The following is a 25,935-nucleotide window of genomic DNA, read 5'->3' as shown; positions in this document are numbered from 1 at the left end:
GCGACCAAAACAGAGGATGCCGATCATGCTGCACGCTGTTTCCCGTTCCCGCCGCCGCTGGGCCGCCCTGTTGCTCGCCCCGCTGTTCGTCGGTGCCGCACCGCCCGCTGCCGCCCAATCGTCCGCTGCACCGGTGCCGCCGGCTGCCGCGCCGGACGTCGGCACCAGCAGCGAAGTGGTACCGATCATCCAGCCCTTCGATCTCGACGCAACGCGGCGGATGTCGGTGCCTGTGACCGTCGAAGGGCAGGGACCTTTTTCCTTTCTGGTCGACACCGGCGCCGAACGCACGGTGATCGCCAAGGAACTGGCGGAGCGGCTGGGCCTCGCCAATGGACAAAAACTGCGACTTGCAACGATCGGCAGTTCTGCCATCGTCCCGTCCTTTCAGGTCGCTTCGCTCGAGATGACCAATCTTCGACTGCAACCCTTCGACGCCCCCGCCTTTGCCGGGCGCCATATCGGCGCCCCGGGCCTGATCGGGGTGGACATGCTGGAGGAAAGGCGGGTCCTGATCGATTTCCGTAGCGAGACGATGCAGATATTGGAAACCCGCCGCCGTGCCCGGCCCATGATCAACAGCTATGACGCCATCGTCGTCAGCGCGCGCAACAGCGCGGGACGACTGATCCTTTCGGACGCGCGGATCGGCGGCAAGCGGATCGACGTCATCGTCGACACCGGCGCGCAAACCAGCATCGGCAATCCTGCCTTGCAACAGTTGGTGATGGCGCGGCGCGAAAATCGCTTCCCGCTCTTTCCGACCACGCTGAATGCCGTATCGGGCGAAGCCGTTCCGGCCGTGCGGACCGCGATCAAGACGATCGAGATCAACGGCGTCAATCTCAACGACCTGCCCATTTCCTTTACCGATGCGCAGGCATTTCGGGCGCTTGGCCTCGCCGATCGTCCAGCCATGCTGCTGGGCATGGACGGGCTTGCGGTTTTCGACCGGATCGAGATCGATTTTCCGAACAAGCGGGTGATTTTCGATCTGCCGAAGGACGCAGGGTCGCAGCCGCTCATGCGCCCGGCGCGCGGCAGCCGCCTGAACGGCTGATCGACCGTCCCTTGTTCGCCGGACGCGGGCTTGGCATAGCCGCGCCGATGGCGTCAACGACCGAGATCCAGTTTGCGGGACACCGCCTTGTACCGCTCGCCGAGCGGGCGCTGTTCTGGCCGCGGCACGAGGCGCTGATCGTCGCAGACCTCCACCTGGAAAAGGCGAGTTGGTACGCGACACTCGGCCAGCCCCTCCCCCCTTATGACAGCCACGACACGCTCGACCGGCTGGCACGGCTGGCGGCCGAAACCGGCGCGCGGTCCATCTGGTGCCTTGGCGACAGTTTCCACGACCGTCATGCCGCCGATCGCATCGATTCCACCGTGGCCGATCGGCTGCAAGCGCTCGCATGGCGACACCGATTGCTATGGATCGCCGGCAATCACGACGGTCTCTCGGGCGGTGCCTGGGGCGGCACGATCGCCGACGAGTTGGAAATCGACGGCGTCATCCTGCGCCACCAGTGCCGTCCCGGTGAGCTCCGTCCGGAAATTTCGGGGCATTTCCATCCCAAACTGCGGACGAATCTGCGCGGGCGTGCCGTGTCGCGCGCCTGCTTTGTCGGCGGCGATGCGCGGCTGATCCTTCCAGCCTTTGGCAGCCTGACGGGGGGACTCGACGTTCAGGATTCGGCAATAGCGGTCAATTTTCGAGGCGCCCCCTATTACGCCATGCTCGTCGTGGGCGACCGGCTGCTCCGTCTTCCCTGTGACAAGCCGCAGGCGATGACGTTACGGCAAGCGAGACAATAATCGCACCAGGACAACAGACGGCGGAATTCTGCCGCTTTACCGCTGTGGCCCAAAAACATCACTCGGCCAAAGAATGGCGCGAAACCGCGCCCCTCGGCTAGATTGCGGGGTTATTTTCGGTATGATTCATGGGCAACAATAAAAATGATATGTTGAGAGGAGTGCCCACCATGAAATCTTCTTCCCTTCTTGCTGCCCGCTTGCTGCGCACCAGTGCGCTCGGCGTGTCGATCGCCGTCGCGGCGATCGCGATGCCGGCGATGGCCCAGGAAACGGCATCCGATGCGGCTGCGCAGGATGACAGCTATGACGACAGTGCGGCGATCGTCGTCACCGCGCAGGGGCGTTCGCAGCTGCTGTCCGATGTGCCGGTCGCGATCTCGGCCGTCAGCGCCGAAACGCTGCAGAACAGCGGCGCCAACGACATCCGCCAACTGAACCAGGTCGCGCCGTCGCTGCTCGTCTCGTCGACCGGCTCGGAAGCCAATGGCTCGGCCCGTATCCGCGGCATCGGCACCGTCGGCGACAACCCGGGCCTCGAAAGCTCGGTCCCCGTCTTCATCGACGGCGTCTATCGCTCGCGCTCGGGCATCGGCCTTAACGAACTCGGCGAAATCGACCGGGTAGAGGTTCAGCGCGGCCCGCAGGGCACGCTCGGTGGCCGCAACTCGTCCGCGGGCCTCATCAGCATTTATTCGAAGAAACCGAGCTTCGAGTTCGGGGCGACGGGTGAGGTCACCTATGGCAATTACGACTATTGGCGCCTCGGCGGCAGCGTTACCGGGCCGATCACCGACACAATCGCGGCGCGGCTCGATGGTATCTGGGTCAAGCGCGACGGTTTCTATCGCGACACGACAAACAATACCGACGTCAATGATCGCAACCGCTACTTCCTGCGCGGCCAATTGCTGTTCGAACCGACCGATGCCCTCTCGGTCCGGCTGATCGCCGACTACACGTTCCGCGACGAAAAATGCTGTGCCGCGACCTATATCGACAACAGCGTCAATCCCTATATCGGCAATCTGAACAACCCCGGCATTCCCGCCACCGGGACTACGAATAATATTATCAAGGTACTCGCCGACCTGGGGCAACCGCTTGGCGCCTTCAGCCAAGGATATAGCCGCAACATTTCTGTCTCACCGGGCCGTAGCTTTGCAGGGGAAACCAAAGATTATGGATTTTCTGGCCAGATAGACTATGATTTCGGCGGCGCCACACTAACCTCGATCACCGGCTATCGCGAATATCGATCCAGTCAGGCGTCTGACACCGACTATGGTGCTGTCGATATTCTGTATCGGGCTCCAAGCGATGATGCCTATCGCCAGTTCCACACATTTACTCAGGAATTGCGCCTTCAAGGTGAGGCGTTTGACGGAAAGCTCGACTGGCTCGTCGGTGGTTATTACGCCAATGAAAAGCTGACCGTTCGGGATAATCTGCGCTTTGGCACACAATATGGCCAGTTTGCAGCATGTCGATTGATATCCGGCACTTCACTTGCCTTCGCTTATGGCCCGACGTCAGCCGGGTGCATAAGTCCGGGAGGCCGCGCTTTCCTGCAAGCAGCGAATGGCGGAGCGGGACAATTCGGAGCCGCAACTCCGCTCATTCTGGGGGCGATCGATCGCCTGAGCACGTTAAGTGATCTTGGGTCCGTCGATGATCGCTATTACCAGAAGGACAATAATTGGGCGCTGTTTACTCACAACATCTTCCATATCACTGACAAACTCGATTTCACCTTCGGAATTCGATATACTCACGACAAGAAGAAGCTCAACGCGACTTTCAGCAATGACAATGTGATCTGCACGCAAAATCAGGCGGCCATAGGGCCGCTGCTGGGGAACGCAGCACTCCAGCCACTTGTCGCGGGCATTTTGGGTTTGAGCTGTCAGGGCAATTCGACCGCTGAACTGGATGGGGTATCCATCAATGATACGCGCAGCGAGAGCAAATGGACGGGCACGGCAATTCTGTCATACAAGCCCGTTGACGACTTGCTGCTCTATGCGAGCTATTCACGTGGGTACAAGGCTGGCGGTTTCAACCTCGATCGGTCGGCATTGAAGCCTCCGGTAATTCTTGGAACAAGCCCCAGCACCACCTTCGCTGCGGTCGGCGGTGCTCAGGCACTGGTTGGCAACCTCCAGTTTGATCCGGAACTGGTCAACAGCTATGAAATAGGTGCGAAATATGCCACCGGCCCATTCAGCCTTGGGCTTTCACTGTTCCGGTCGGACTTCGAAAATTTCCAGCTGAACACGTTTAACGGCAGCGTCTTCATCGTCCAGACTATTAATGGCTGCAAGGCAGATCTGAACGGCGGCGACCGTGATCAAAGCAAATTCCTTGGGGCACCTAACTACAACGCCGCAGCCTCCACCACGGGCGCTTGTAACGCTGGCGATGTTGGCTGGGGGGTACGGACACAAGGCTTCGAGCTAGAGGCCTCCCTGGTTCCTATGCGCGATTTCCGCATGACAGCAGGCCTGACCTATGCGCGGACGAAGTTCCGCGGCAATCTAGTCGGCAACAAGTCCGGCGCTCCGCTAGACCAAGCGCTGCGCCTACTACCCGGCAATAATCTGTCGAACGCGCCCGAACTGGTCGCAACCGGCAGCATCACCTGGACCCCCGAGATCGGAAGCAGCGGCCTGACTGGCCTGGTCTATGTCGATGGCCGCATGACCAGCGACTATAACACCGGTTCCGACCTCTTCCCGCAAAAGGAACAGGATGGCTACGCCTTGTTCAACGCCCGCATCGGCGTTCGCGGTCCCGACGAAAAATGGGGCATCGAACTGTGGGCACAGAATATCTTCAACAAGCAATATGCCCAGGTCGCGTTCAACTCGCCTTTCCAGGAAGGAGCAACCTCCACAACGGCCGCTTTCGCCGATCCGCAGTATCCAGGTGGACGGCAGATCTTCTCGCAGTTCCTGGCCGAACCGCGGACATATGGTGTAACCCTGCGCGGTAAATTCTGATCGCGACAGGCTGAAAGGACGAAAAGGCCGCCCGTGCGCATCGGCGTACGGGCGGCTTATTTTTTGTGGCGCCCCTTCGGGTCGATGCCCTAGGCTGGCTACGATGTTCGCTATCGACTCCCTGCTCGTCAAAATCGCCCTGATCGGGGTCATCGGGATCGGTGCACAATGGCTCGCATGGCGAACGAACAAGCCAGCCATCGCCTTGATGCTGGTGGCCGGCATATTGGCGGGCCCGGTGCTCGGTCTGATCGACCCCGAGCGCGATTTCGGCGAACTGCGCGAACCGATCATCAAGCTGGCCGTCGCTGTCATCCTGTTCGAAGGCGGACTGAGCCTCAAATTCCGCGAGCTGCGCCAGGCCGGACTCGCCGTCTTCATGCTCGTATTTCTGGGCGTCCCGATCGGTTGGGCGCTTGGCACCGCCGCCGCCTATTACGGGGCCGGCCTGCCTTTCGAACTGGCGGCGCTGTTCGGCGGGGTCATGGTCGTAACGGGACCGACGGTGATCGCGCCGCTGCTCCGCTCGCTGAACATCGCGCCGCGGGTCAAGCACATCCTGAAATGGGAAGCGATCGTGAACGATCCGATCGGCGCGCTGCTTGCCGTCGGCATCTATTCCTACATCATCCATGGCGGCGCCGAGGCGAACAGCATCGGCATTGTCACCGATGTTGTCGCGGCCAGCGTTGTCGCCATCCTGCTCGGCGGCGCGGCCGGGTTCGCGCTGACCTGGGCGTTCCCGCGCGGCTGGGTTCCCGAATATCTGAAAGCACCGGTGCTGCTGACCACCGTCATCGCGGTCTTTGTCCTGTCCGATCTGATTCTCCACGAAACCGGACTGATCACGGTCACGGTCATGGGTGTCGTGATGGCGAACCGCGAAACCTATTCCACCCACATGTTGCAACGTTTCAAGGAGGATCTAACCGTCCTGCTTGTTTCGGGCGTTTTCATCATCCTGTCGGCGACGCTCGACTGGGAAGTGGTCCAGAATTTCCAGCTCCGCTTTGTGGTCTTCCTGTTGCTGCTGCTGTTTGTCGTGCGGCCGCTGACGATCATGATCGCACTGCTGTTCACGCGCATACCGCTGAACGAGCGGCTGTTCATCGCCTGGATCGCCCCGCGCGGCATCGTTGCCGTCGCCGTGATCGGCCTGTTCGCGCTGCGCCTGTCGGATTATGGCATCGCCGGAGCAGAAGCCCTCGTACCGCTGAGTTTCGGGGTCGTCATCGCGACCATCTTTGCCCATGGCTTCACGGCCGCCGCCTTTGCCCGATGGCTGGGGCTGGACCGCGGCAAGGGCGACGGCGTGCTGCTGGTCGGCGCCAACAGTTGGACCATCGCCTTTGCCGAGTTCATAAAGAAACAGGAACGCAAAGTGCTGGTCGCCGACCCCAGCCAGCTTGCGCTGCGCCGTGCCCGCCGCGCCGAAATCCCTGTCTATCACGGCGACATATTGGACGAAGCGCATGACGACGCCCTCGACATGGGCGAGTATCAACAGCTGATCGCTGCAACGGACAACGACAGTTACAACGCGCTGGTGTGCAGCGAGCTGGCGCCGGAAATCGGCCATGACCGGGTCAGCCGCCTGATCGGCGCTTCACGCAACGACAGCCAGCGGCGTGGCCGCGTCTTCACGCTGGGCGGCACTCCCGTCGAAGAACAGCTCGACCGGCTGCAGGCGGGATGGTCCTTCAGCCGTACGAAGATAACCGAAAAATTCACCTATGCCGATTTTGTCGCCCGGATGAAGGCCACGGGAGGCGACAGTCTGGCCGTCGCTCGCGCGTCGGGGGAACTCGCCATCTTCGCCCGCCATCATCGGCCGAGCGTCGATGCGGGAGACGAGATATGGAGCTTCGTCCCCCCCGACATTCCGAAGCCAAGGAAACCGGCCGACGAAGCCGCCGTCGCAATCTGAAATTCGTGAACAAAGAGCCGCGACCTTTCGCCTCTTCGTCCGGAGCGCCATCTGTCCGCGCGTCAGCGCGCGCGGGCGGCCTGATGCGCGATGTCGGTCATCAGCTTGCGGAAAAGCACGCCGCCAGCGGTCCCCGATGATTTGAGCGCCCTTTCGCACTCGATCAGCCGAGTCATCAGCCGCGCAATGCGCAGCGAATCCCAGATATGAAGCTGCGCCGTTACCGCGTCGCGCTCCTTCCAGAAGATACCACTGCTCCGCGATGCGGCGACGGTGGCGGGATGCGCGCCCGCGTCCACCTCTGCCCGCAACCGCGCCAGCGCCAGCGCGCGGATGGCGAGAGCGCGGATGATACGAATCTCGGCAACGCCCACCGCAGCCGCCTTGGCAAGCATGGCAGGCAGGTCGCGCACCTTGCCGCCCAAGGCGACATTGATGCACTCGCTGACATCTTCCTCATGCGTCGCGGCGCCCAGCATCGCGATATCCGCGGCGGCGACCTGCCGTTCACGATCCGGTGCGGCGTCGAGATAGAGCGCAATTTTTTCGATCTCGCGCCGCATCAGCGTCTGATCGCCCGAAACCAGATCAACGACGAGCTGCGCCTCGCTGTTCGCCATACGCAGTCCCTGTTCCTGCGCCGCCGCCATCGCGATGCTGACCAGCGCGCGTCGGTCGGGCTGGTAGCAGATCGAGGCGACCGCGTGGTCTGATCCTTCGATCAGCTTCACAAGCTTTGATTTTGCGGTCACGCCGGGGCCGACCGCAATGACGGGATTGATGGCGCTGTCGGCCGACATCAACGCGTCGACCGCCCCCATGCAATCGTCGCCGCTTCCCGAAATTTCGAGCCGAATGACCCGCTGGGCTGAAAACAGCGACATCGATGCGGCCTCGGCGGCGAGCAAAGCGGGGTCCTGCGCCAACTGCCCGGATGTCAGCACGACACGCTCGGCGTCTTTGCCGGCGAGCGCGATCAGACGCCCGGCGACCGCTTCCATCGTCGCATCGTCAGGTCCGGTCAAAAGGGTCAGGCGAACCGAAGGGTCTAGACGCGAGAGCCGCTCCAGCTCGGCGGGCTTGACGCTTTTCATTGCCCCTCGGCGGTGCGGCCCCCGCCGCGGTCGGCAAAGACCGCCAGCCGCGCAACGATCTGGTCGGCAACGCCAGAGGCAAGCCGTTCGAGCGCCGTCGATTCGGCCGCGATCGTCGCATATTCGCTGCCGACTACATCGATGCCGGCGTCTTGCGCCGCCGTTGCGTCGAGCAACACTTCGCCCGTCGCCGCATCGACCAGCTGATAACGCGCGCGCAGCGTCCGCCGCTCGCGCGTCACCGCATCGTCCGAACGTACGCCAAAGCCGGTGATGGAATCTTCGAGCCGCACGTCAAGGCGCAGGCGCCGCCCGGCGCCATCCCGGTCCTGCGACGCCTTCAGCCGGTCGCGCAGCGCATTGCGCACGAGCCAGCCCGAATGGCCCTCGATCGGCGCGACATCGACATCGGCCAACATCTGCGCCACGGCCCCCTTCCCGCCGCTCGCATAAAGCGGACGCAGCCCGCAGCCGCCAACGGCAAGCGAGGCGACAACGAGCAAGGAGACAAAAAGCGCGCGCATATCAGACGACGATATTCACCAGGCGATCAGGAACCACAATCACCTTTTTGGGTGTCGCCCCGGCCAAGAGCTCGGCGATCCGGGGACGCGCCAGCGCCGCCGCTTCGACGAGATCCTTTTCAAGCCCCTTTGCCACGGTCATCGTATCGCGCAGCTTCCCGGCCATCTGGATCGCGATCGTCACCTCATCGTCGACCAGCAGCGCGGAATCAGCAACCGGCCAGGCGGCATCCGCGACCATCGCGCTCGTCCGCTGCGCGTCAGGCAGAGCGGCCCAGGCTTCCTCGGCAAGATGCGGCATCATCGGCGCCACCAGCAGGATCAGCGTCGCACTCGCTTCGGCGCGGGTCGCCGACGGCTGGGCCTTTTCGATATCATTGGCGAGCGCGTGGATCTTGGCCACCGCCTTGTTGAAGCCGAGCGCCTCGATATCGGCGGCAACCCCGGCGATCGCTTGATGCAGCTTGCGTGCCAGCGCCTTGTCCTCGCCGCCATCGCCGACATTTTCGGTTTCGCCAAACAGGCGCCACAACCGCTGGACAAAGCGCCACGCGCCTTCGATTCCAGCCTCGCTCCACGGCAGGTCGCGCTCGGGCGGACTGTCGGACAGCATGAACCACCGCGCGGCGTCGGCGCCATATTGATCGAGGATGGCGTCGGGATCGACGACATTCTTCTTTGACTTTGACATCTTGATCACGCGGCCAACCGCCACGGCGGCGCCATCGGCGGTCAAGGTCGCGCCGTCTGCGGTCCGATCGATTTCTTCAGGCGTGAAGAAGATCGGCGGCAGCCCTTCGCCCTGTTCGCGGCTGTATGTTTCGTGCGTCACCATCCCTTGCGTGAACAGGCTGGCAAAGGGTTCCTTGATGTCGATCATCCCCAGCTTGTTCAATGCGCGCGTCCAGAAACGGGCATAAAGCAGGTGGAGGATCGCATGTTCGATACCACCGATATATTGATCGACGGGCAGCCAGCGGCGGATAACGTCGGGATCGAAAGGGCGATCCGACGGCGACGAGGCAAAGCGCAGAAAATACCACGAGGAATCGACAAAGGTATCGAGCGTGTCGGTTTCACGCCGCGCCGCGCGCCCGCATTGCGGACAATCAACATGCTTCCAGGTCGGGTGGCGATCGAGTGGATTTCCCGGAACCGAAAAATCGACATCCTCGGGCAGCACCACCGGCAACTGCCCCTTGGGGACCGGCACCATGCCGCAATCGTCGCAATGAATGAACGGGATGGGGGTCCCCCAATAGCGCTGGCGCGAGACGCCCCAGTCGCGCAGCCGCCACACCGTCGTGCCCTTGCCCCAGCCTTCGTGCTCGGCGCGAGCGATCACCGCAGCCTTGGCCGCATCGATGCTCATGCCGTCGAGGAAATGGCTGTTTACCAGGCGCCCCGGGCCAACATAGGCTTCCTCGCCCTGAAATATCTGGGCATCGTTATCGCCATCGGCGATGACGCGGTGGACAGGCAGTTCATATTTGCGAGCGAAATCAAGGTCGCGCTGGTCATGCGCCGGACAGCCGAAGATCGCGCCGGTACCATAGTCCATCAACACATAATTCACGACCCACACCGGCAAATGCCAGTCGGCATCAAGCGGGTGCTCGACGGCAAGACCCGTATCGAAACCCAGCTTCTCGGCCGTATCGAGCTGTTCTGCGGCGGTGCCCTGGCGGCGGCATTCGGCGATGAAGGCCGCGAGTTCGGGCGAGTCCTTTGCAAGGCGCTCGGCGAGCGGATGGTCGGGCGAGATCGCCGCAAAGCTGGCGCCGTAAAGCGTGTCGGGACGCGTCGTGAAGACGTCAAAGCCCGGCGCTCCGCCTGCCAGCTTGAAATTGAACTCCAGTCCCTGGCTCTTGCCGATCCAGTTTTCCTGCATCAACCGCACCTTGTCGGGCCATTGATCGAGCCCCTTCAGCCCGTCGAGCAACTCCTCGGCAAAGTCGGTGATCTTCAAAAACCACTGCGACAATTTCTTCTTTTCGACCAGCGCGCCCGAACGCCAGCCGCGCCCGTCGATCACCTGTTCGTTCGCCAGCACGGTCATGTCGACCGGGTCCCAGTTGACGTAGCTTTCCTTGCGATAGACAAGCCCCGCCGCCTGAAGGTCGAGGAACAGCGCCTGTTCCTGCCCGTAATAATCGGCGTCGCACGTCGCGAGCTCGCGGCTCCAGTCGATCGCGAGGCCGAGGCGCTTCAGCTGCGCACGCATCGCGGCAATATTGTCGCGGGTCCAACCGCCCGGATGCACACCCTTTTCCATCGCCGCATTTTCGGCCGGCATGCCGAAGGCATCCCAGCCCATCGGATGCAGAACATCGTGCCCGGTCATCCGCTTGAAGCGCGCCAGAACGTCGCCCATCGCATAGTTGCGGACGTGACCCATATGGATACGCCCCGACGGATAGGGGAACATCTCGAGGATATAGGCCTTGGGCCGGTCGCCCGATTCCGGCGTGACAAAGCTGTCGGCGGCTTCCCATGCCGCTTGCCAGCGGGCATCGGCAGCCAGAGCGCCAAAGCGCGTTTCGCGGGTCATATCCTGTTTCCCGTTGTCAGTTCGCAAAAAGGCGCAGGCGTTTGCGCCCTTGAAAATCAGCCCCGAATAGCGCTGCGGCGCAGGTCACGAGCGCGAGTGAGGATGATCTCTTCCAGCTTTTGCACGGTCGCCGCCTGCACCGGAGCATCGACCCAGCCGCCCCCCTGCGCCACCTGGCGCGATGCCGCGACGCGCAGCGCGTCGGCGCGCAGGTCGCGATCGAGGATCGATACCGTCACCTTCATCCGTTCGTTCGGATTGCTGGGATTCGCATACCAGTCGGTGATGATCACCCCGCCCGACGAATCAGCCTGGAGCAGGGGCATGAACGACAGGGCATCGAGCGAGGCGCGCCACAAATAGCTGTTCACGCCGATCGTCGTAACCTGCGACGCCGCAAGGTCGGCACGGGGACGTTCCTTGCCACCGCAAGCCGCAAGCCCAAGGGCGACGACCGCGACGAGCGCGAGCGTGGCCGGGCGGCGACCGGTCGACGCAAGAACGGAAAGCTTGGACATGCCGAAACACCTTATGACTGGGCGCGACCACGCCCGAAACGGGCCGCGCATGCTGGATTTGCCAGCGTCTCTATCGCCCTTGTCGGCGTCGGGCAAGCGCGGCTGTCGCGTGCGTTCGTCCGTTCATATGGGGGTCATCTTCGCACATCCGCACTGTGGTCTTGACGCAACAACTTCGACGAAAAGCCGGAACGGGACGTTGAATGGGTCCGGAATCACTGGAATTCTTCGGCACATACCCTTATCTGTCGAATCATTAGGGGATGGAGTCGCAGACGAATGGCGCGCAAACCGCGACATTATTGGAGAGCAGGGCTGATCGCTTTGGCGACGGTTTCGGTCGCCCTTCCGCCTGCGCTGGCCGCGATGACGCGCGCCGACCGTATCCGCGACACCGTTTTGTCCGAGGCCCTGCTTGGCCAGTTCACCCCCGCGTCGGGTGATCCCAGGTTGATCGCCCGTTATGCCAAAATGTCGGCCGAAGCACGCAAGAGCTTCAGCTTCACGCCCGCCGTGACCGACGACAATCGCAAGAACCGCGCAATCACCGTGGTGATTCGCGCCCGCGACGACGCATCGAGCGCGGCACGCACCAACGCCCTTGCCGCCGGACGGACAAAGACACCGATCGCCATTGCCCCCGTTGCCTATGATCTTGGCGCGTCGGTGGGCCTCCAGAAATTCTCTACGCCCTCGCTGCCGCGCGAACTCGACCTTCGTAACCTTCCAGTCGCGCAGGCGCCCGAACAGGCTGACAAGAAAAAATCGCGCTTCGCAACGCGCATGATCGCCCGGCCCAGCGAGCCGACCGGCGCCACGGATCGCGTTACATCGCCCGGTTCCGACCAGTCGGTCGATGTCGTCAGCAGCTATCGCCTGACCAAGAACATCGACGTCACGGCGGGCGTGCGCTATCGCAGCGACGCGGCGGTCGAACCGCTGACCGATGCGCGCCGCGACAATCAGGCCGTCTATGTCGGGACTGCGTTCCGCTTCTGATAGCTTCGTCGGCGCGCCGTCCTTTTTGCCGCCAACGCCGACATCCCATCGATAGCAGCCCATCCCGGCCTGACCCCTTGCGCGCCTGCCGCGCGGCGTAGCGTCCGCGCGCGCGATGCATCCATGCCGCCAAGGGCAATGGGGACACCGCCGGCAAGCCGCGCCAGGCGCAGCCAAAGCGATCGGCCCAATGCCGGCGCCCCAGGGTGTGAGCGCGTTGGAAACAGCGGCGATATGAAGCAAACCGCTGCACCGGCGCGCCGCGCGGCACCAGCTTCGGCCAGATCGTGCACCGGAATGGCAATCGGCAGGCCCGCACGCACGCCCCCCTTTATCGCCGCCATATCAGGATGCCGCACATAGGCTCCGTCCGCGCCCCAGCGCCGCGCAAGCGCCGGCGGTCCGGCGACCCAGACCGACAGACGCCGCGCCCTTGCGGTACGGATCAGCCGCCTGACAAGTCGCCAGCGCGCGCCCGTTCCCAGCGCATCGTGCCGCACGACGATTCCGCTGCCCGGCGGCAACAGCGCCGCAAGCCGGTCAACGGACGGGTTCAGCCGCTCATCGCTGAACAGCCAGAGCAGCGGCAAAGCGGACGGCAGGGGGTGGCGTCGGACCATCGCTCTTCCTATAGGCGCGATAAAGCAGCGCGCAACGCGCCGCGATGACGGAAAGAAAAGATGGACGACGCGGCAGCACGGTTGGAAACGGTGAATTCGGCGATTGCCGAGGCGGCGGGACGGGCGCAGCGCAAGGCGGCCGAGATCCAGCTGATCGCGGTTTCGAAAACCCACGACATCGACGCCATTCGCCCGTTGATCGCGGCGGGACAACGCCATTTCGGCGAAAACCGGGTACAGGAAGCCGCCGCAAAATGGCCCATGTTGCGCGCAGAAACAACGGGCATCTCGCTTCACCTGATCGGCCAGCTGCAATCGAACAAGGCCGAAGATGCAGTCCAGTTGTTCGACGCCATCCATTCGGTCGACCGGACGTCGTTGATCGCTGCACTCGCCCGGGCCTGTGACAAGACAGGCAAACGACCGCAGCTTTTCATCCAGGTCAATGTCGGTGACGAGGAGCAAAAGGGGGGCTGCGCCATCGCCGATCTTCCCACGCTGCTGGACGAAGCAAAGGCCGCGGGGCTGGCGATCGACGGCCTGATGGCCATTCCTCCGGCCGATGTCGAACCCGCCCCCTATTTCGCCCTGCTCGACGAACTCGCCGAACGCCACGGCTTGCCGCTGCGCTCGATGGGGATGAGCAGCGACTATGAAACCGCCGTCATGCTGGGCGCGACGCATGTGCGCGTCGGCACCGCCCTGTTCGGCGCGCGCGAATAGCGCCCCTTCCCCATCGCACCGGACGGCGGACGGAGGGGCCGGATCGGGCGGCGCCGATGTCGACCGTCAACACGGTTTCGTTCCCGCTAGCGGCGCGTCACTGATATTCCACCGTCACTGGAATGCGACCGCGATAGTCACCGTCGCCAAGGCCCGCGACCTGCAAACGGCCCCCGAACCGGAACCGCAAACGCCCATCGGGACCGAGGCGCGGCGCCGGGGGCAAGTCGGTGACAAGCCCTGTCACCCTGGCATTGCGCCCGCCTTCGCTTTCCAGATCGACCGTCGCGGGCAGGATCACCCGCACCGCAGCCCCTGGCGCCCCGCGTACCGATACGCTGCCGGACAGGGAAAATCCGCCCAGATCGACCAAATCTCCACTGAGCCGCCGGCTGCCTGATACCGGATCCAGCTCGACCGCGCCGCCCGCCGCTCCCGCCGCAACGCGGCCCAGGTCAAGCTGGGTTTCGACCTCGACCCGCAGCGGGGTTTCGGCCTCGCGCGCCGCAATTCGGCCATCGGTCGCAGTGACCGCGCACAGCATGCATTGCGCGGCGACGGGTATCGCCGCCGCGCCGGATACCCCTGCGGACAGGAGCGAGAGGAAAAGCACCCGCAATCTCACCCCGGCACCCTATCCGATCGTGGTTAATCCGCCGTAAAGCCGCACTGAACGATCAGGCCGCATCCCTTGCCTCAAACGGCCTTCATGCCGATATGGGTTGGCGAGCAAACGGCATCGGGCCGTTGGCCACGATGGAACAGGAAACCGCCATGAGCCATGCCAAGCCGGACCGCAGCCTCGACCCGATGGCGCATCACGTGCTGCGCGAAGGCGGCACCGAGCGTGCCTTCACAGGCAAATATACCGATCACAAGGCCGACGGCCTGTATCACTGCGCCGGATGCGGCGCAGCGCTGTTCGACAGCCGGACCAAATATGACAGCGGATCGGGCTGGCCCAGCTATACCGCGCCCACCGGCACCGATGCGGTCAGCGAACATCGCGACGCCAGCCACGGCATGGTGCGCACCGAAGTGCGCTGTGCGGCGTGCGAAGGGCATCTGGGGCATGTTTTTCCCGACGGCCCCGGTCCAACGGGGCTGCGCTATTGCATCAACAGCGCGGCGCTTGACTTCGCCGGGCGCGGGCAGGATGAGGCGGAAACCCGTCAGGACTGACGCCCAACCTTGGGCGGGCGATTTCGGGTCGGCGCGCACCGGGCGCAGCGAAAGAAGGAATTGAGTCTTTGCGTCGCGAACGACAGCAGACATCGTCAGGAAAATCATCGGCTTCGGGCAAGAAGGGCAGCGGATCGAGCAGCGATGCGCCGTCACGGTTTCGCGTGTGGATGCGGCGCGTGCTGCGCTGGGGCCTTGCCTTGGCGCTGGTCGGCGCGGTGGCCCTGGCCGTTGCGGTCGGCATTGCGGTGCAACGCATGCCGAGTTTCGAGGAACTGAAAAAATCGCCGGCCGGGCAAACGATCCGCGTCCGCGCCGCCGACGGCACCGTGTTCCTGTCGCTTGGCCCCAATTACGGCCGCTGGCTGACGCTGCGCGAGACGCCGCAGGTCATGCAGGATGCCATGGTCGCGGTCGAGGACCGGCGCTTCCGCTATCATCCCGGGGTCGATCCGGTGGGGATGACCCGCGCCGCCATGTTCGCGGTCCAGCATTATGGTACCGGCCGGCGCATGCAGGGTGCCTCGACGATCACCCAGCAACTCGCTCGCAACGTCTTTCTGTCGAACAGCTACACCTGGTCGCGCAAGGCGCGCGAGATGATCCTGGCGATGGCGCTCGAATGGAAATTTTCGAAGGATGAGTTGCTCGAGCTGTATCTCAACAAGGTATATTTCGGCGGCGGCAGCTATGGCATCGATGCCGCTTCGCGCCGGTTCTTCGGACATAGCGCAACCGAGATGTCGCTGTCGGAAGCCGCGGTGATCGCGGGATTGGTCAAGGCACCTTCGCGCTATTCGCCGACCGCCGACGCCCAGGCGGCACTTGGCCGCGCCGGCGTGGTGCTCGACGTGATGGTCGATGCAGGGGTGATCACGCGCTCGCAGGCCGATGGGGCCGAACCCGCCAATGTGCAACTGGCGCAGGAAACCGGACAGAACAGCGCCCGCTACTTCACCGACTGGGCCCTGCCTCAGCTCGACATGCTGATCGACGAGGGGAGCGCGGCTCTCGACGTTTATACGACGATAGACCTCGGTATGCAGCGCGCGGCCACCGCCGCCATCCAGGCGAACACGCCAAAAGGCGTGCAGGGCGCGTTGGTATCGGTCGATCGCGATGGCGCGGTCCGCGCGATGGTCGGCGGCACCGATTATGTCGCGTCCAACTACAACCGGGCGACACAGGCGATGCGCCAGCCGGGATCGGCCTGGAAGGTCTTTGTGTACATGGCGGCGCTCGAGGCTGGCTACAAGGTCGACGATCAGGTGGTCGATGAACCGGTGACGATCAACGGATGGAGTCCGCGCAACTCTTCGGGCCGCTTTTCAGGACCGATGAGCCTGCGCACGGCCTTTGCCTATTCGGTCAACACCGTCGCCGCCAAGCTGGGTGACGAGGTCGGCTTTTCCTCGGTCGCCAATATGGCCCGCCGGTTCGGCATCTCGACTCCGATCAACACCCACCCCTCGATGGTGTTGGGCAGCGCCGAAGTGCGAGTCATCGACATGACGGCTGCCTTTGCCGCCATCGCGCGCAAGGGCGTGTCGGTCCAGCCTTATGCCATTACGAAGGTCACAACCGCCGACGGCGAACTCCTGTATCAGCGGCAGCCGCAAAATGGGCAGACGCTAGTCGATCATTGGGTATCGGCGGGCATCACCGACCTGATGCAGACTGCGGTCAACACCGGGACCGGCCGCGCGGCGCAGATCGGTCGCCCGGTTGCCGGCAAGACCGGGACGACGTCCAGCAACAAGGATGGATGGTTCCTGGGCTTTTCGAGCGGACTGACAACGGGCGTCTGGATGGGCCGCGACGATGCGAAACCCGTCGGCGGATTGCAGGGCGGCCGCGCGCCAGCCAAGGCCTTTGCCGATTATATGCGCGTTGCCGTCGCACGCCGCCCGGTCGAGGCGTTCGATACCGAGGTCGTCCTGCCCGAATGGCAGCTTGAAGAAGAAGGCGACGCCTATTTCGGGGAGCCCGGACAAGAGGGGCTAGTCGATGAAAATGGCATGCCGATCGAATTGCCCGTCGTCGATCCGGTCCCCGGAAACCCCTCTGGCCCGCCGCAGGACGACGGCCCGGTACTGAACCAGCAGTGGATCGAGGAACAGACAGGGCGGCGCCCCGCGCCGGAACCCGGTGCCGTCCCCCGTCCGGCCCCGCAGACCAAGGCGCCGCCTCCTCCTGCTGCGGCGCCGAAGGTCATCGTGCCGTTGCCCAAGGCTCCGCCACGGCAGGGGGCCGAAGAAACCGAATGACCTGATGTTGATGGCCCGGCGTTTCAGGCGGTGAACTTATAGCGGTGCAGGCCGCGCCCCTCGCGTCGCAACCACTGGCGCGCCGACGCAACGTCGCCATCGTGCAATTCGTCGACCAGCGCGTGAAAATCGGGCCCGTGATGCATATGACGCAGATGCGCGACCTCGTGCGCGACGGTTGCGCGGCGGACATGATCGGGCGCCATCACCAGCCGCCAACTGTAGCGCAGATCGCCGGTCGCGGTGCAACTGCCCCACCGGCTGCGCGGATCGCCAACTGCCACGCGGCCGACCGCCAGCCCTGCGCGGCCCGCAATCTCGCGGCTTTCGCGTTCCATCAGCGCGAGCGCTTCGCCCTTCAGCCAGCGCTCGATACGGCGCGCGACGGTATCGGCCGGGCCGCCAAGGTGGATCCATCCGCCATCGAGGCGTACGGCGCGCGGCGCCGCAGGGGTCCAGGCGATACGGCGTTCGATACCGAACAGCGGCACCGCGCTGTCCGGACCGACGGCGATCGGCAGCGCCGCCTTGCCCACTTGCTCGGCGATCCATTCCCGCTGGTCGCCCGCCCATTTGAGCGCTCGCGCCGCACTTGCCCGCCGTGGCAGGGTCAGCCGGAATTCGCCGCGCGCTGCATCGAAGACCAGCCGATAGCGGCGCGACTGGGCGTGCGGGACAAGCCGGACCGGCCAACTCGTATCGCCGACCCGGATCTGCGGGTCCGCTGCACCGCGATCAGACGATGCGCTCGACAAGATGATTCTCGAGCGGGCCCGCCACATCCTCGCCAACCGTCCAGCCAACGATCGATTCGCCGGCACGGTGGACCGCATCGCGATCACCGCTGACCAGATAATGCCAGTCCGGAAGCGGTCGCCCTTCGGCGCGCAATCGATAGGCGCAGCTTTGCGGCAACCATTCGATATCGGCCACGCGCCCCTTGGTCAGGGTCAGGCAATCGGGGACATGGCGGCGGCGATGCTTGTAATCGCCACAGCGCGCGGTCCCAAGGTCGAGCAGGCGGCATGCAACATTGGTGGGATAGATGCGCCCCGTATCTTCATCTTCCAATTTATGGAGACAGCATTTGCCGCATCCATCGCACAGCGCCTCCCACTGCCCGGCATCGAGGCTGCTGAGCGGCGCCTCCCAAAAGGGGCGACCTGCTGCCAAAGGGGTTACTTCACCCACTTCGCCAACTCGGCGGCCACCAGTTCGGGCTTGCCCTCGTCGGTGTCGGTCGACGGATCGTCGAGCGGCAACAGCGCCAGCGGCTTTCCGTCCGGCCCCATCAAAAAGGCGAGCTGGCTGTGCGCCATCAAATACCGGTCCGACGCCGATCCATCGACCTTGTGATAAGTGACGACATAGGCCTTGGCGGCCACCGCGATCTGATCGGGAGTGCCCGTCAGTCCAAGCAGGCGCGGGTGATAGCGCGCGACAAAGGGCTTCAGCGCATCGGACGTATCGCGTGCAGGATCAATGGTGATGAACAGCGGCTGGACCTTTGCTCCGCGCACAGCATCCGCCTTTTCGAACTTCGTCAGCCCGCGCATCAGCTTTTGCAGATCGACCGGGCAGATATCGGGACAAAAGCTGTATCCGAAATAGACGAGCCGATACTGTCCCGCGAAATCACTGTCGCGAACGGTGCGGCCGTTATGGTCCGTGAGCGTGAAAGGACCGCCAATGCGTGCACCCTCCAGCGGCGGGCGGGCATCGGGCGCCGAACCCGCCGGGGCGTTACAACCAGCGAGCATCGCGGCAAAAGCGAGCACCAGGGTTGAACGCAGGCGGTTTTGCCCCATAATTGCAAAGGTCATCATGCGGTCAGCCTTGGTCGGCCAGCCGCCGAAAATCAACCTTTTGTCGTCGCACGCGCGACGCATTTCGCTCAGGGGTCGCCCAAATATGTTCCGACGCGCGGAAATTCGCTTTGCCTCCATCCTGCTGCTCGCATCGGTTGCCGCCGGGCTGGGGCTGACCACCCCTGCGCAGGCGCAGTTTCGCGGCGGCTATGCCTTTTTGATGGCGGTGGAAAATCGCGACGGGACCAAGGCGAGCGACGCGCTGAAGGACGATCCCTCGCTGGTGAACACCCGCCATCCGGACAGCGGCGAAACCGCCCTCGCAATCGCCACCAGGCGGCGCGACACAAATTGGGTGCGCTTCCTGCTGAGCAAAGGCGCCGATCCCGCGATCGCCGACCGCCAGGGCGTCACGCCGCTGATGCATAGCGCCTTGCTCAATTTCACCGACGGCGCCGACGCGCTGATCGAACGCAAGGCGCCCGTCGACCAGGCGAACCGCCGCGGCGAAACCGCGCTGATCCTGGCGGTGCAATCGCGCAACGCCGCAATGGTCCGCCTGCTGGTTCGCAGCGGCGCCAATCCGGACAAGGCCGATCATATCGCGGGCATGTCGGCGCGCGATTATGCCAAACGCGACGACCGCACCGGCGACCTGCTCGCGTTGCTCGATGCCAAAGCCGACGCCCCTGTTCGCGACATCGGGCCCGTTTTCGGACCCAAATGACCACCGCAATGTGATAGCGCGATTGACAATCACATTAGGATGTGAAACATGGTTTCATGTCCACACAACTCATCGATCGCATTCGCTCCATCGTCGAGGACGGCGCCATGTCGCGGTCCGGCCTCGCACGCGCTGCCGGCCTTCATGCCAACAGCCTGCGCGACCTCGATTCGCCCGGCTGGAACCCGACCGCCGACACCCTGCGCAAACTGGAAGACTGGCTGGCGCATGGCAGCGACCTGTCGCCGATGGCCTCTCCGGAAGAAATCATCGCCGAAGCGCGCAACGGCCGCATGTTCATTCTGGTCGATGACGAAGATCGGGAGAATGAGGGCGATCTGGTCATCCCGGCACAGATGGCGACCCCCGATGCGATCAACTTCATGGCGACGCATGGGCGCGGGCTGGTCTGCCTGACGCTGACCCGCGACCGTGTCGAAACACTGGGCCTCGAGCTCATGAGCCGCAACAATGGCACGCGGCACGAAACCGCCTTCACCACCTCGATCGAGGCGCGCGAAGGCGTGACCACCGGGATTTCGGCCGGCGACCGTGCGCGCACCGTGTCGGTCGCGATCGACGCCGCCAAGGGGCGCAGTGACATCGTCACGCCGGGCCATGTCTTTCCGCTGATCGCACGCGACGGTGGCGTGCTGGTCCGCGCCGGGCATACCGAGGCATCGGTCGATATCGCGCGGCTGGCTGGCCTCAACCCCTCGGGCGTGATCTGCGAGATCATGAACGACGACGGGTCGATGGCACGGCTCGACGATCTGATTCCCTTCGCGCGGCGCCATGGGCTGAAGATCGGGACGATCGCCGACCTGATCGCCTATCGCAACCGCAGCGACCAGCTGGTCGAATGCGTCGCCGACGAACCGTTCGAATCCGATTATGGCGGCGAATGGCGCCTGAAATCCTATCGCAACAAGATCGACGGCAGCGTCAATCTGGTGCTGCAAAAGGGTGCGGTTGATCCGGCGGGCGTGACGCTGGTGCGCATGCACCCCGTATCGATCTTTGACGACATCATGGGCCGTCCCGGTCCGAAAAAGCGCCGCCTGCAGCGTTCGATGGAGGCGATCGGCGAAGCCGGGTCCGGGGTTATCGTGATGCTGATGCGCCCGCTGCCCGGATCGGCGGCCGCCGAAGCCGCCCCGCCGCCGCCCGGCGGCATGGACCTGCGCACCTATGGCATCGGCGCCCAGATCCTCGCCGATCTTGGCGTTCACGCCATGGAATTGCTGACCCCGACGCACAGCAATATCGTCGGCCTCGAAGGCTATGGCCTGTCGATCGTCGGCGAACGCCCAATCCCGGGAGAAACCGAATAGCCGCATCATGAGCCAATCGCTCGGCATCGGTTTCGCCATGGTGGCGGCACTGACCACGGCATCGTCCCACGCGATGCTCAAGTCGGGCGAGGATCAGGAAGCGGTACGCGCGCTATGCGGCCTCGTGTGGGTTGCGGCCGCCTTGCCGTTCCTTTTCATCGTCGGACTGCCGAGCGCCGCCATGCTTCCCTGGCTGGCCGGAGCGATCATGCTGCACAGCGTCTATTCGCTGGTTCTGACGCGCTCCTACACGCTGAACGATTTTGCCGTCGCCTTTCCCATCGCGCGCGGCACCGCCCCTCTCGTCACCGTGATCGGCGGCGCGATGATCCTGAACGAGAGGCCCAGCCCCACCGCGTTGATTGGTATCGCCGCGATCAGCCTTGGCATCATCTGGCTATCCACCGGCGGTCGAATCCGGACAGCCGGTTTGTTGGCGGCGCTCGGCGCGGGCTGCTTGACCGCCGCCTATACGATCGTCGATGCAGGCGGGATGCGCGCCAGCGAGGGGGTCCTGCCTTTCCTGTCCTGGTTCTTCTTCGGCACCGGCCTGTCGCTGGCCCTGCAATATCGGGCCAGCGCCGGACCCGCCGCGCTAAACAGGATGCGGCGCGACCTGCGCCACGGTGTCAAGGCCGGGGCACTGGCGATCATCAGCTTCGGGTCAACGCTCGTCGCGCTTCGCTATGCGCCGGTCGCGATCGTCAGCGCGCTGCGCGAAACCTGTATCCTGATCAGCCTTTTCATCGCATGGGGTTGGATGGGAGAACGCATGACCGCGCGGAGTATAACCGCGGCCCTGTTGATCATAGTCGGTACACTGATTCTATTGCTTTGGAATCCCGTTTAACGCACCCTCCCCTTCAACCCATCAAAGGAACTCCCGTGGCCCATATCCTCATCGTCGAAGCCCGTTTTTACAGCCATTTGAACGACATGCTGCTCGACGGCGTACGCAGCGCCCTCGACGCCGCAGGACACAGCCATGAAACGGTGACAGTACCCGGCGCGCTCGAAGTGCCGGCAGCGATCGCGCTCGCCTCCGACAGCGGGCGTTTTGACGCCTATGTCGCCCTCGGCGTGGTGATCCGCGGCGAAACATATCATTTCGAGGTGGTGTCAAACGAAAGCGCGCGCGGTATCATGGCGCTGACCCTCGACGGGCTGGCGATCGGTAACGGCATATTGACCGTCGAAAATGAAGAACAGGCGCTTGCACGCGCCGACAAGACGCGCAAGGATAAGGGCGGCGAGGCGGCAAGGGCCGCAATCGCCATGCTGGCGCTGAAGGAGCAATTCGGCATTGGTTGACCGCCCGCCTCCCAGCCGCTTTTCGGTCGTTGAACGCGGCGGGCGGCTGGTCGTGATCGACCGGATCAGCGGCACCACGCCCCCGACGGCGGCCGAACGCATGGCCGAACATGACCGCCGGATGGGGGTAACGCCGAACCTTACGGTCGCCCCTTCCGAGCGTGAATCGCCGCCGCCAACGCGGGCCGCTTCACCTGCCGCGCCGCGTCCGGCGCCGGCTCAGCCAGCCGCCCACCCCCCACCGACGCGCCGTGAGGCGGCCCATGCCGACAAGCGCCGCGGCGCGGCGCCTTCACCCTGGGGCAAGGGCGCACCGCGCGCCGCCGAACGGGCAGCGCAGCCAGCCGCAACCGACCCGGCCCGCATTCCGGATCGCAAACCTACCGCGCCGGGGACCCGCAAAACGATCCAAACCAGCAAATGGTGGGATATAAAGGGGCCACGAACCGTCGAACTCGGCGAACAGGGGCAAGCCACGCTGACCGGTGGCCTCATGTCACTTTTTTTCGGCTTGCTGTTTCTCGGCCTGATCCTGTTCTGGGCGTCGCCGGTGATCCTGTTCGCGGTTATTTTCGCGCTGATTCGTTTCGGCGGCAATGCGATCGGCACCGTGGGCGGCGCTATCGTCGACCGGGCACTGAAGGACAGATGACGCCCTGCCCCGAATAACGAACCGACCGCGCCGGCGGCGCCCCCGGCCGAGGAAGGCCGAAGCGCGCACCGATAGGCCGTCAGGCCGTCTGCAACGCCGGATAGTCGATATATCCTTCGGGGCCCGGCGAATACCAGCTCTTGTAATTGTCCGGCGCCCAGACGGCGCCGGTTCGGATACGGTCCACAAGATCGGGATTGCTGATGAACGGACGGCCGAAGCTGATCGCATCGGCAAGGCCGGTTGTCAGCGCCGCCTCTGCCTTCGCGACATCGAAATCGCTGTTCAGGATCAGTGGCCGCCTGAACGCTTCGCGGATCGCCGGGGACTGTTTGGGCACGTCGGTGCGCCCGAAACTGCCGTCCGCGCCGGGTTCGCGCAGTTCGAGAAAGCCGATGCCCAGCGCATCGAGCATCGCCGCGGCGGCCGGGAACAGTTTTTCGGGCGCGCTGTCGTCGACGCCCTGCGTGTCGCCGTTCGGCGACAGCCGCACCGACACCCGCCCCGCACCCCAGACGCCGATCAGCGCCTCGGTCACTTCGCGCAGCAGGCGGATGCGATTCTCGACCGGCCCGCCATAATCATCGTCGCGAAAATTGCTGTTGTCGCGCAGGAACTGGTCGATCAGATAGCCGTTGGCGCCGTGCAGTTGGACCCCGTCGAACCCGGCCCTCCGCGCATTTTCGGCGGCACGGACAAAATCGGCGATGACGCGCGGAATTTCGTCGAACCGTAACGGACGCGCCTCTTCGAGCGGCAGCCGCCCTTGCGGCGTATATGCGCGATCATCATAGCGCGTCGCCGACGACGAAACCGCCGGCTTTCCGTCGTTGAACAGGGGATGGACCAGCCGTCCCATGTGCCATAGCTGGGCGACGATCCGTCCGCCGGCGGCATGGACGGCATCCGTCACCGGTTTCCACCCCTCCACCTGCGCCTCGGTCCACAAGCCCGGCGCATTGGGCCAGCCAAGCCCTTCCTGAGAGATGCCCGTCGCCTCCGATATGATCAGCCCCGCCGAGGCACGCTGGCGATAATATTCCACCGCCAGTTCGTTCGGGACAAAGCCCGGCCCCGCGCGGCCGCGCGTCAACGGCGCCATGATGATGCGGTTCGGCGCCTCGATGGCGCCCAGCGAAATCGGATCGAACAGCGAAACGGTCATAATCTCTTCCACCTTCCACTTTGCCCGCGACGTCCCCGCGGGCCGTCGCTATGGGCCAAAAGCTATGGGGGCTTCACGCCCCTGACAAGGGTAGGTTGTAAAAGAAAATCTAAATGGCCGCGAAGCAAGCTCCCGTCCCCAAGGCCGAAAACGGTGCCGCGCCCCCAAAAGGCGGGCGGCTGGCCTTTGCGGCACTGCTCGGCGGCAATATCGCGCTGTCGCTCGGCGCCATGCTCGTGCGGCTTGCCGACACCGGGCCCGTCGCAACCGCTTTTTGGCGCATGCTGCTCGCGCTGCCCTTTCTTGCCTTTTTCGCGTGGCGTGCGACGGGCGGAAGGATGCCGTCGCGCGGCATGACCGCGATCGCCAGCTTTGCCGGCGTATTTTTCGCGATCGATCTGATCGCGTGGCACATCGGCATCCTCCAAACCAAGGTCGCCAATGCGACACTGTTCGGAAACTGCGCCAGCCTGCTGCTGGTGATCTGGGGAATCATGGCGGCGCGTACATTGCCCCGTGGATGGCCGGCGGTGGCGATCCTGCTCGCCTTTGCGGGGTCGGCCCTGTTGATGGGCCAAAGCTATGAACTTTCGCCCGCCTATCTGGTCGGTGATTTGCTCAGCCTGCTCGCCGGGGTGCTCTACACCGGCTATGTGTTGCTGATGCAGCGCGCGCGGGGCGAGCTTGACCCCTGGGCGGCGCTGACCATTTCCACCGCCATTTGCGTACCGATGCTGCTCGGCACCTCGCTGGCAATGGGTGAAGTGGTGATGCCGCGCGACTGGTCCACGGTGCTGCTGCTCGCACTGACCAGTCAGATCATCGGCCAGGGGCTGCTCATCTGGTCGCTGCCGCGCTTTTCTCCGCTGGTCGTCGGGCTGACCCTGCTTGTCCAGCCGGCGGTCGCCGCGCTGGCGGGGTGGCTGGCGTTCGACGAGCGGCTGGGCGCCATCGACATCGTCGGCGGAGTGATGGTCGGCGCCGCGCTCGTCCTGATACGGTTGCCCAGCCGCCGCGCAGCGCCTATCTGAAAGGCATGGCTTCGATCCTTCCCGCCGACCCGACTCTCGACGAGATTCGCGCCGCACTCGCCCCGCTGATCGCCTCCTCGGCCGCCTTTGACGGTTTCGGACAGGCCGCGATTGCCGATGCGGCTACCCGCGCCGGCGTCGATGCCGATGTCGCGCGGCTGGCCTTTCCTGGCGGCGGGCGGGATATGGTCGACGCTTGGTTCGCCGCCATCGATGCGCGCATGGCCGAGCAATGGCCGGCCGACAAACTGGCGACGCTGAAGATTCGCCAACGGATCACCACCCTCGTCGAAACCCGGATCGACCTTCTCGCGCCGGATCGCGAATCGCTGCGCCGCGCGCTGGCACTGCTCGCCCTGCCGACCAATGCAGCCTTTGCCGCAAAGCTCGGTTGGCGGGCCGCCGATACGATGTGGCGGCTCGCGGGCGACACCGCCACCGACTATAATCACTACAGCAAGCGCGCGATCCTGGCTTCGGTCTATGCGGCGACCATGGCGGTATTCCTGAACGACGAGAGCGAAGGCTTTGCCGACACCCGCGCCTTTCTGGCACGCCGGATCGATGGAGTGATGCGGTTCGAAAGCTGGAAGCACCGCCGCTCGGCGCGTAGCATCGAACGCCCCAGCCTGGCCCGTTTCATCGGACGGCTGCGTTACCCCGGCCGGTAAGCCGTACAGCGCGA

At 64.2% G+C, this 25,935-nt stretch carries 25 protein-coding genes; 15 read left to right on the top strand and 10 right to left on the bottom strand.

Annotated features, from left to right (window positions below; genetic code table 11):
* Positions 1-25: 25 nt before the first annotated feature.
* The 4 genes from U0S50_RS10075 to U0S50_RS10060 all read left to right on the top strand — a co-directional run bounded on the left by U0S50_RS10075 (position 26) and on the right by U0S50_RS10060 (position 6,744).
* The gene (locus U0S50_RS10075) at positions 26-1,060 is read left to right on the top strand and encodes a retroviral-like aspartic protease family protein (protein ID WP_322308636.1); all 1,035 of its coding nucleotides are present in this window, start codon (positions 26-28) and stop codon (positions 1,058-1,060) included.
* A 47-nt stretch (positions 1,061-1,107) separates the two neighbouring features.
* Positions 1,108-1,815: a ligase-associated DNA damage response endonuclease PdeM gene (pdeM, locus tag U0S50_RS10070; protein WP_322308635.1), complete on the top strand. Its 708-nt coding sequence runs from the start codon at positions 1,108-1,110 to the stop codon at positions 1,813-1,815.
* 170 nt (positions 1,816-1,985) lie between these two features.
* Positions 1,986-4,817 (top strand): TonB-dependent receptor, encoded by a 2,832-nt coding sequence (locus tag U0S50_RS10065; RefSeq protein ID WP_322308634.1) that lies wholly within the window; start codon positions 1,986-1,988, stop codon positions 4,815-4,817.
* 103 nt (positions 4,818-4,920) lie between these two features.
* A complete protein-coding gene (locus U0S50_RS10060; protein WP_322308633.1) occupies positions 4,921-6,744 on the top strand; it encodes a sodium:proton antiporter in 1,824 nt (607 codons plus the stop codon).
* A 62-nt stretch (positions 6,745-6,806) separates the two neighbouring features.
* Here the strand turns inward: U0S50_RS10060 and holA are convergent, their stop codons facing one another.
* Genes holA through U0S50_RS10040 form a run of 4 tightly spaced genes read right to left on the bottom strand, consistent with a single transcriptional unit; the run spans position 6,807 to position 11,431 of the window.
* Positions 6,807-7,838: a DNA polymerase III subunit delta gene (gene holA / locus U0S50_RS10055; RefSeq protein WP_322308632.1), complete on the bottom strand. Its 1,032-nt coding sequence runs from the start codon at positions 7,836-7,838 to the stop codon at positions 6,807-6,809.
* Complete coding sequence (gene lptE, locus U0S50_RS10050) at positions 7,835-8,362, bottom strand: LPS assembly lipoprotein LptE (RefSeq protein ID WP_322308631.1); 528 nt, start codon at positions 8,360-8,362, stop codon at positions 7,835-7,837. The genes holA and lptE overlap by 4 nt, the downstream gene beginning before the upstream one ends.
* A 1-nt stretch (position 8,363) precedes the next feature.
* The gene (leuS, locus tag U0S50_RS10045; protein ID WP_322308630.1) at positions 8,364-10,913 is read right to left on the bottom strand and encodes a leucine--tRNA ligase; all 2,550 of its coding nucleotides are present in this window, start codon (positions 10,911-10,913) and stop codon (positions 8,364-8,366) included.
* Between the two features lie 56 nt (positions 10,914-10,969).
* Positions 10,970-11,431 carry a DUF3576 domain-containing protein gene (locus tag U0S50_RS10040; protein ID WP_322308629.1) on the bottom strand — a complete coding sequence of 154 codons (462 nt, stop codon included), beginning with the start codon at positions 11,429-11,431 and terminating at the stop codon, positions 10,970-10,972.
* 279 nt (positions 11,432-11,710) lie between these two features.
* Here U0S50_RS10040 and U0S50_RS10035 point away from each other — a divergent pair, with 279 nt between their 5' ends.
* Positions 11,711-12,430 carry a hypothetical protein gene (locus U0S50_RS10035; protein WP_322308628.1) on the top strand — a complete coding sequence of 240 codons (720 nt, stop codon included), beginning with the start codon at positions 11,711-11,713 and terminating at the stop codon, positions 12,428-12,430.
* Here U0S50_RS10035 and U0S50_RS10030 read toward each other — a convergent pair.
* Positions 12,403-13,050, bottom strand: a complete 648-nt coding sequence (locus U0S50_RS10030; protein WP_322308627.1) for a thiamine phosphate synthase — start codon at positions 13,048-13,050, stop codon at positions 12,403-12,405. The two genes, U0S50_RS10035 and U0S50_RS10030, sit on opposite strands and share 28 nt — an antisense overlap.
* A 60-nt stretch (positions 13,051-13,110) precedes the next feature.
* Between U0S50_RS10030 and U0S50_RS10025 the strand changes: the two genes are divergently transcribed.
* Positions 13,111-13,773: a YggS family pyridoxal phosphate-dependent enzyme gene (locus U0S50_RS10025; RefSeq protein ID WP_322308626.1), complete on the top strand. Its 663-nt coding sequence runs from the start codon at positions 13,111-13,113 to the stop codon at positions 13,771-13,773.
* Positions 13,774-13,870: 97 nt separating this feature from the next.
* Here U0S50_RS10025 and U0S50_RS10020 read toward each other — a convergent pair whose 3' ends face one another.
* Complete coding sequence (locus U0S50_RS10020; RefSeq protein WP_322308625.1) at positions 13,871-14,398, bottom strand: DUF4402 domain-containing protein; 528 nt, start codon at positions 14,396-14,398, stop codon at positions 13,871-13,873.
* 149 nt (positions 14,399-14,547) lie between these two features.
* Between U0S50_RS10020 and msrB the strand changes: the two genes are divergently transcribed.
* Together msrB and U0S50_RS10010 are read left to right on the top strand one after the other, a co-directional pair.
* Positions 14,548-14,955, top strand: coding sequence for a peptide-methionine (R)-S-oxide reductase MsrB (gene msrB, locus U0S50_RS10015; RefSeq protein WP_322308624.1), 408 nt, complete (start codon positions 14,548-14,550; stop codon positions 14,953-14,955).
* Between the two features lie 170 nt (positions 14,956-15,125).
* Positions 15,126-17,222 carry a PBP1A family penicillin-binding protein gene (locus U0S50_RS10010; RefSeq protein ID WP_322308723.1) on the top strand — a complete coding sequence of 699 codons (2,097 nt, stop codon included), beginning with the start codon at positions 15,126-15,128 and terminating at the stop codon, positions 17,220-17,222.
* Positions 17,223-17,245: 23 nt separating this feature from the next.
* On the opposite strand, the gene U0S50_RS10005 is transcribed toward U0S50_RS10010, so the two are convergent.
* Genes U0S50_RS10005 through U0S50_RS09995 form a run of 3 tightly spaced genes read right to left on the bottom strand, consistent with a single transcriptional unit; the run spans position 17,246 to position 19,048 of the window.
* Complete coding sequence (locus U0S50_RS10005; protein ID WP_322308623.1) at positions 17,246-17,977, bottom strand: M48 family metallopeptidase; 732 nt, start codon at positions 17,975-17,977, stop codon at positions 17,246-17,248.
* The gene (locus tag U0S50_RS10000) at positions 17,958-18,395 is read right to left on the bottom strand and encodes a YcgN family cysteine cluster protein (protein ID WP_322308622.1); all 438 of its coding nucleotides are present in this window, start codon (positions 18,393-18,395) and stop codon (positions 17,958-17,960) included. Before U0S50_RS10000 ends, U0S50_RS10005 begins: the two co-directional genes overlap by 20 nt.
* A gap of 5 nt (positions 18,396-18,400) precedes the next feature.
* Positions 18,401-19,048 (bottom strand): SCO family protein, encoded by a 648-nt coding sequence (locus U0S50_RS09995; RefSeq protein WP_322308621.1) that lies wholly within the window; start codon positions 19,046-19,048, stop codon positions 18,401-18,403.
* Positions 19,049-19,133: 85 nt separating this feature from the next.
* Here U0S50_RS09995 and U0S50_RS09990 point away from each other — a divergent pair, with 85 nt between their 5' ends.
* Genes U0S50_RS09990 through U0S50_RS09970 form a run of 5 tightly spaced genes read left to right on the top strand, consistent with a single transcriptional unit; the run spans position 19,134 to position 23,054 of the window.
* Complete coding sequence (locus U0S50_RS09990) at positions 19,134-19,757, top strand: ankyrin repeat domain-containing protein (protein WP_322308620.1); 624 nt, start codon at positions 19,134-19,136, stop codon at positions 19,755-19,757.
* A gap of 56 nt (positions 19,758-19,813) precedes the next feature.
* A complete protein-coding gene (ribB, locus tag U0S50_RS09985; protein WP_322308619.1) occupies positions 19,814-21,091 on the top strand; it encodes a 3,4-dihydroxy-2-butanone-4-phosphate synthase in 1,278 nt (425 codons plus the stop codon).
* 7 nt (positions 21,092-21,098) lie between these two features.
* On the top strand, positions 21,099-21,941 hold the full coding sequence (locus U0S50_RS09980; RefSeq protein ID WP_322308618.1) for a DMT family transporter: 843 nt from the start codon (positions 21,099-21,101) through the stop codon (positions 21,939-21,941).
* A gap of 35 nt (positions 21,942-21,976) precedes the next feature.
* Entirely contained in the window at positions 21,977-22,402 is a 426-nt protein-coding gene (ribH, locus tag U0S50_RS09975) for a 6,7-dimethyl-8-ribityllumazine synthase (protein WP_322308617.1), read from the top strand.
* Positions 22,395-23,054: a hypothetical protein gene (locus U0S50_RS09970; RefSeq protein ID WP_322308616.1), complete on the top strand. Its 660-nt coding sequence runs from the start codon at positions 22,395-22,397 to the stop codon at positions 23,052-23,054. The genes ribH and U0S50_RS09970 overlap by 8 nt, the downstream gene beginning before the upstream one ends.
* Positions 23,055-23,133: 79 nt before the next feature.
* Here U0S50_RS09970 and U0S50_RS09965 read toward each other — a convergent pair whose 3' ends face one another.
* Complete coding sequence (locus tag U0S50_RS09965; protein ID WP_322308615.1) at positions 23,134-24,219, bottom strand: alkene reductase; 1,086 nt, start codon at positions 24,217-24,219, stop codon at positions 23,134-23,136.
* Between the two features lie 113 nt (positions 24,220-24,332).
* On the opposite strand from U0S50_RS09965, the gene U0S50_RS09960 reads away from it, so the two are divergent.
* Together U0S50_RS09960 and U0S50_RS09955 are read left to right on the top strand one after the other, a co-directional pair.
* Complete coding sequence (locus tag U0S50_RS09960; RefSeq protein WP_322308614.1) at positions 24,333-25,250, top strand: DMT family transporter; 918 nt, start codon at positions 24,333-24,335, stop codon at positions 25,248-25,250.
* Between the two features lie 5 nt (positions 25,251-25,255).
* Entirely contained in the window at positions 25,256-25,921 is a 666-nt protein-coding gene (locus U0S50_RS09955; RefSeq protein ID WP_322308613.1) for a COQ9 family protein, read from the top strand.
* Positions 25,922-25,935: the final 14 nt, after the last annotated feature.

Source organism: Sphingopyxis sp., from assembly GCF_034380315.1.
GTDB lineage: Bacteria > Pseudomonadota > Alphaproteobacteria > Sphingomonadales > Sphingomonadaceae > Sphingopyxis.
The sequence above is the reverse complement of the archived record's forward strand: the minus strand, read 5'-3'. Positions and strand labels throughout refer to the sequence as shown.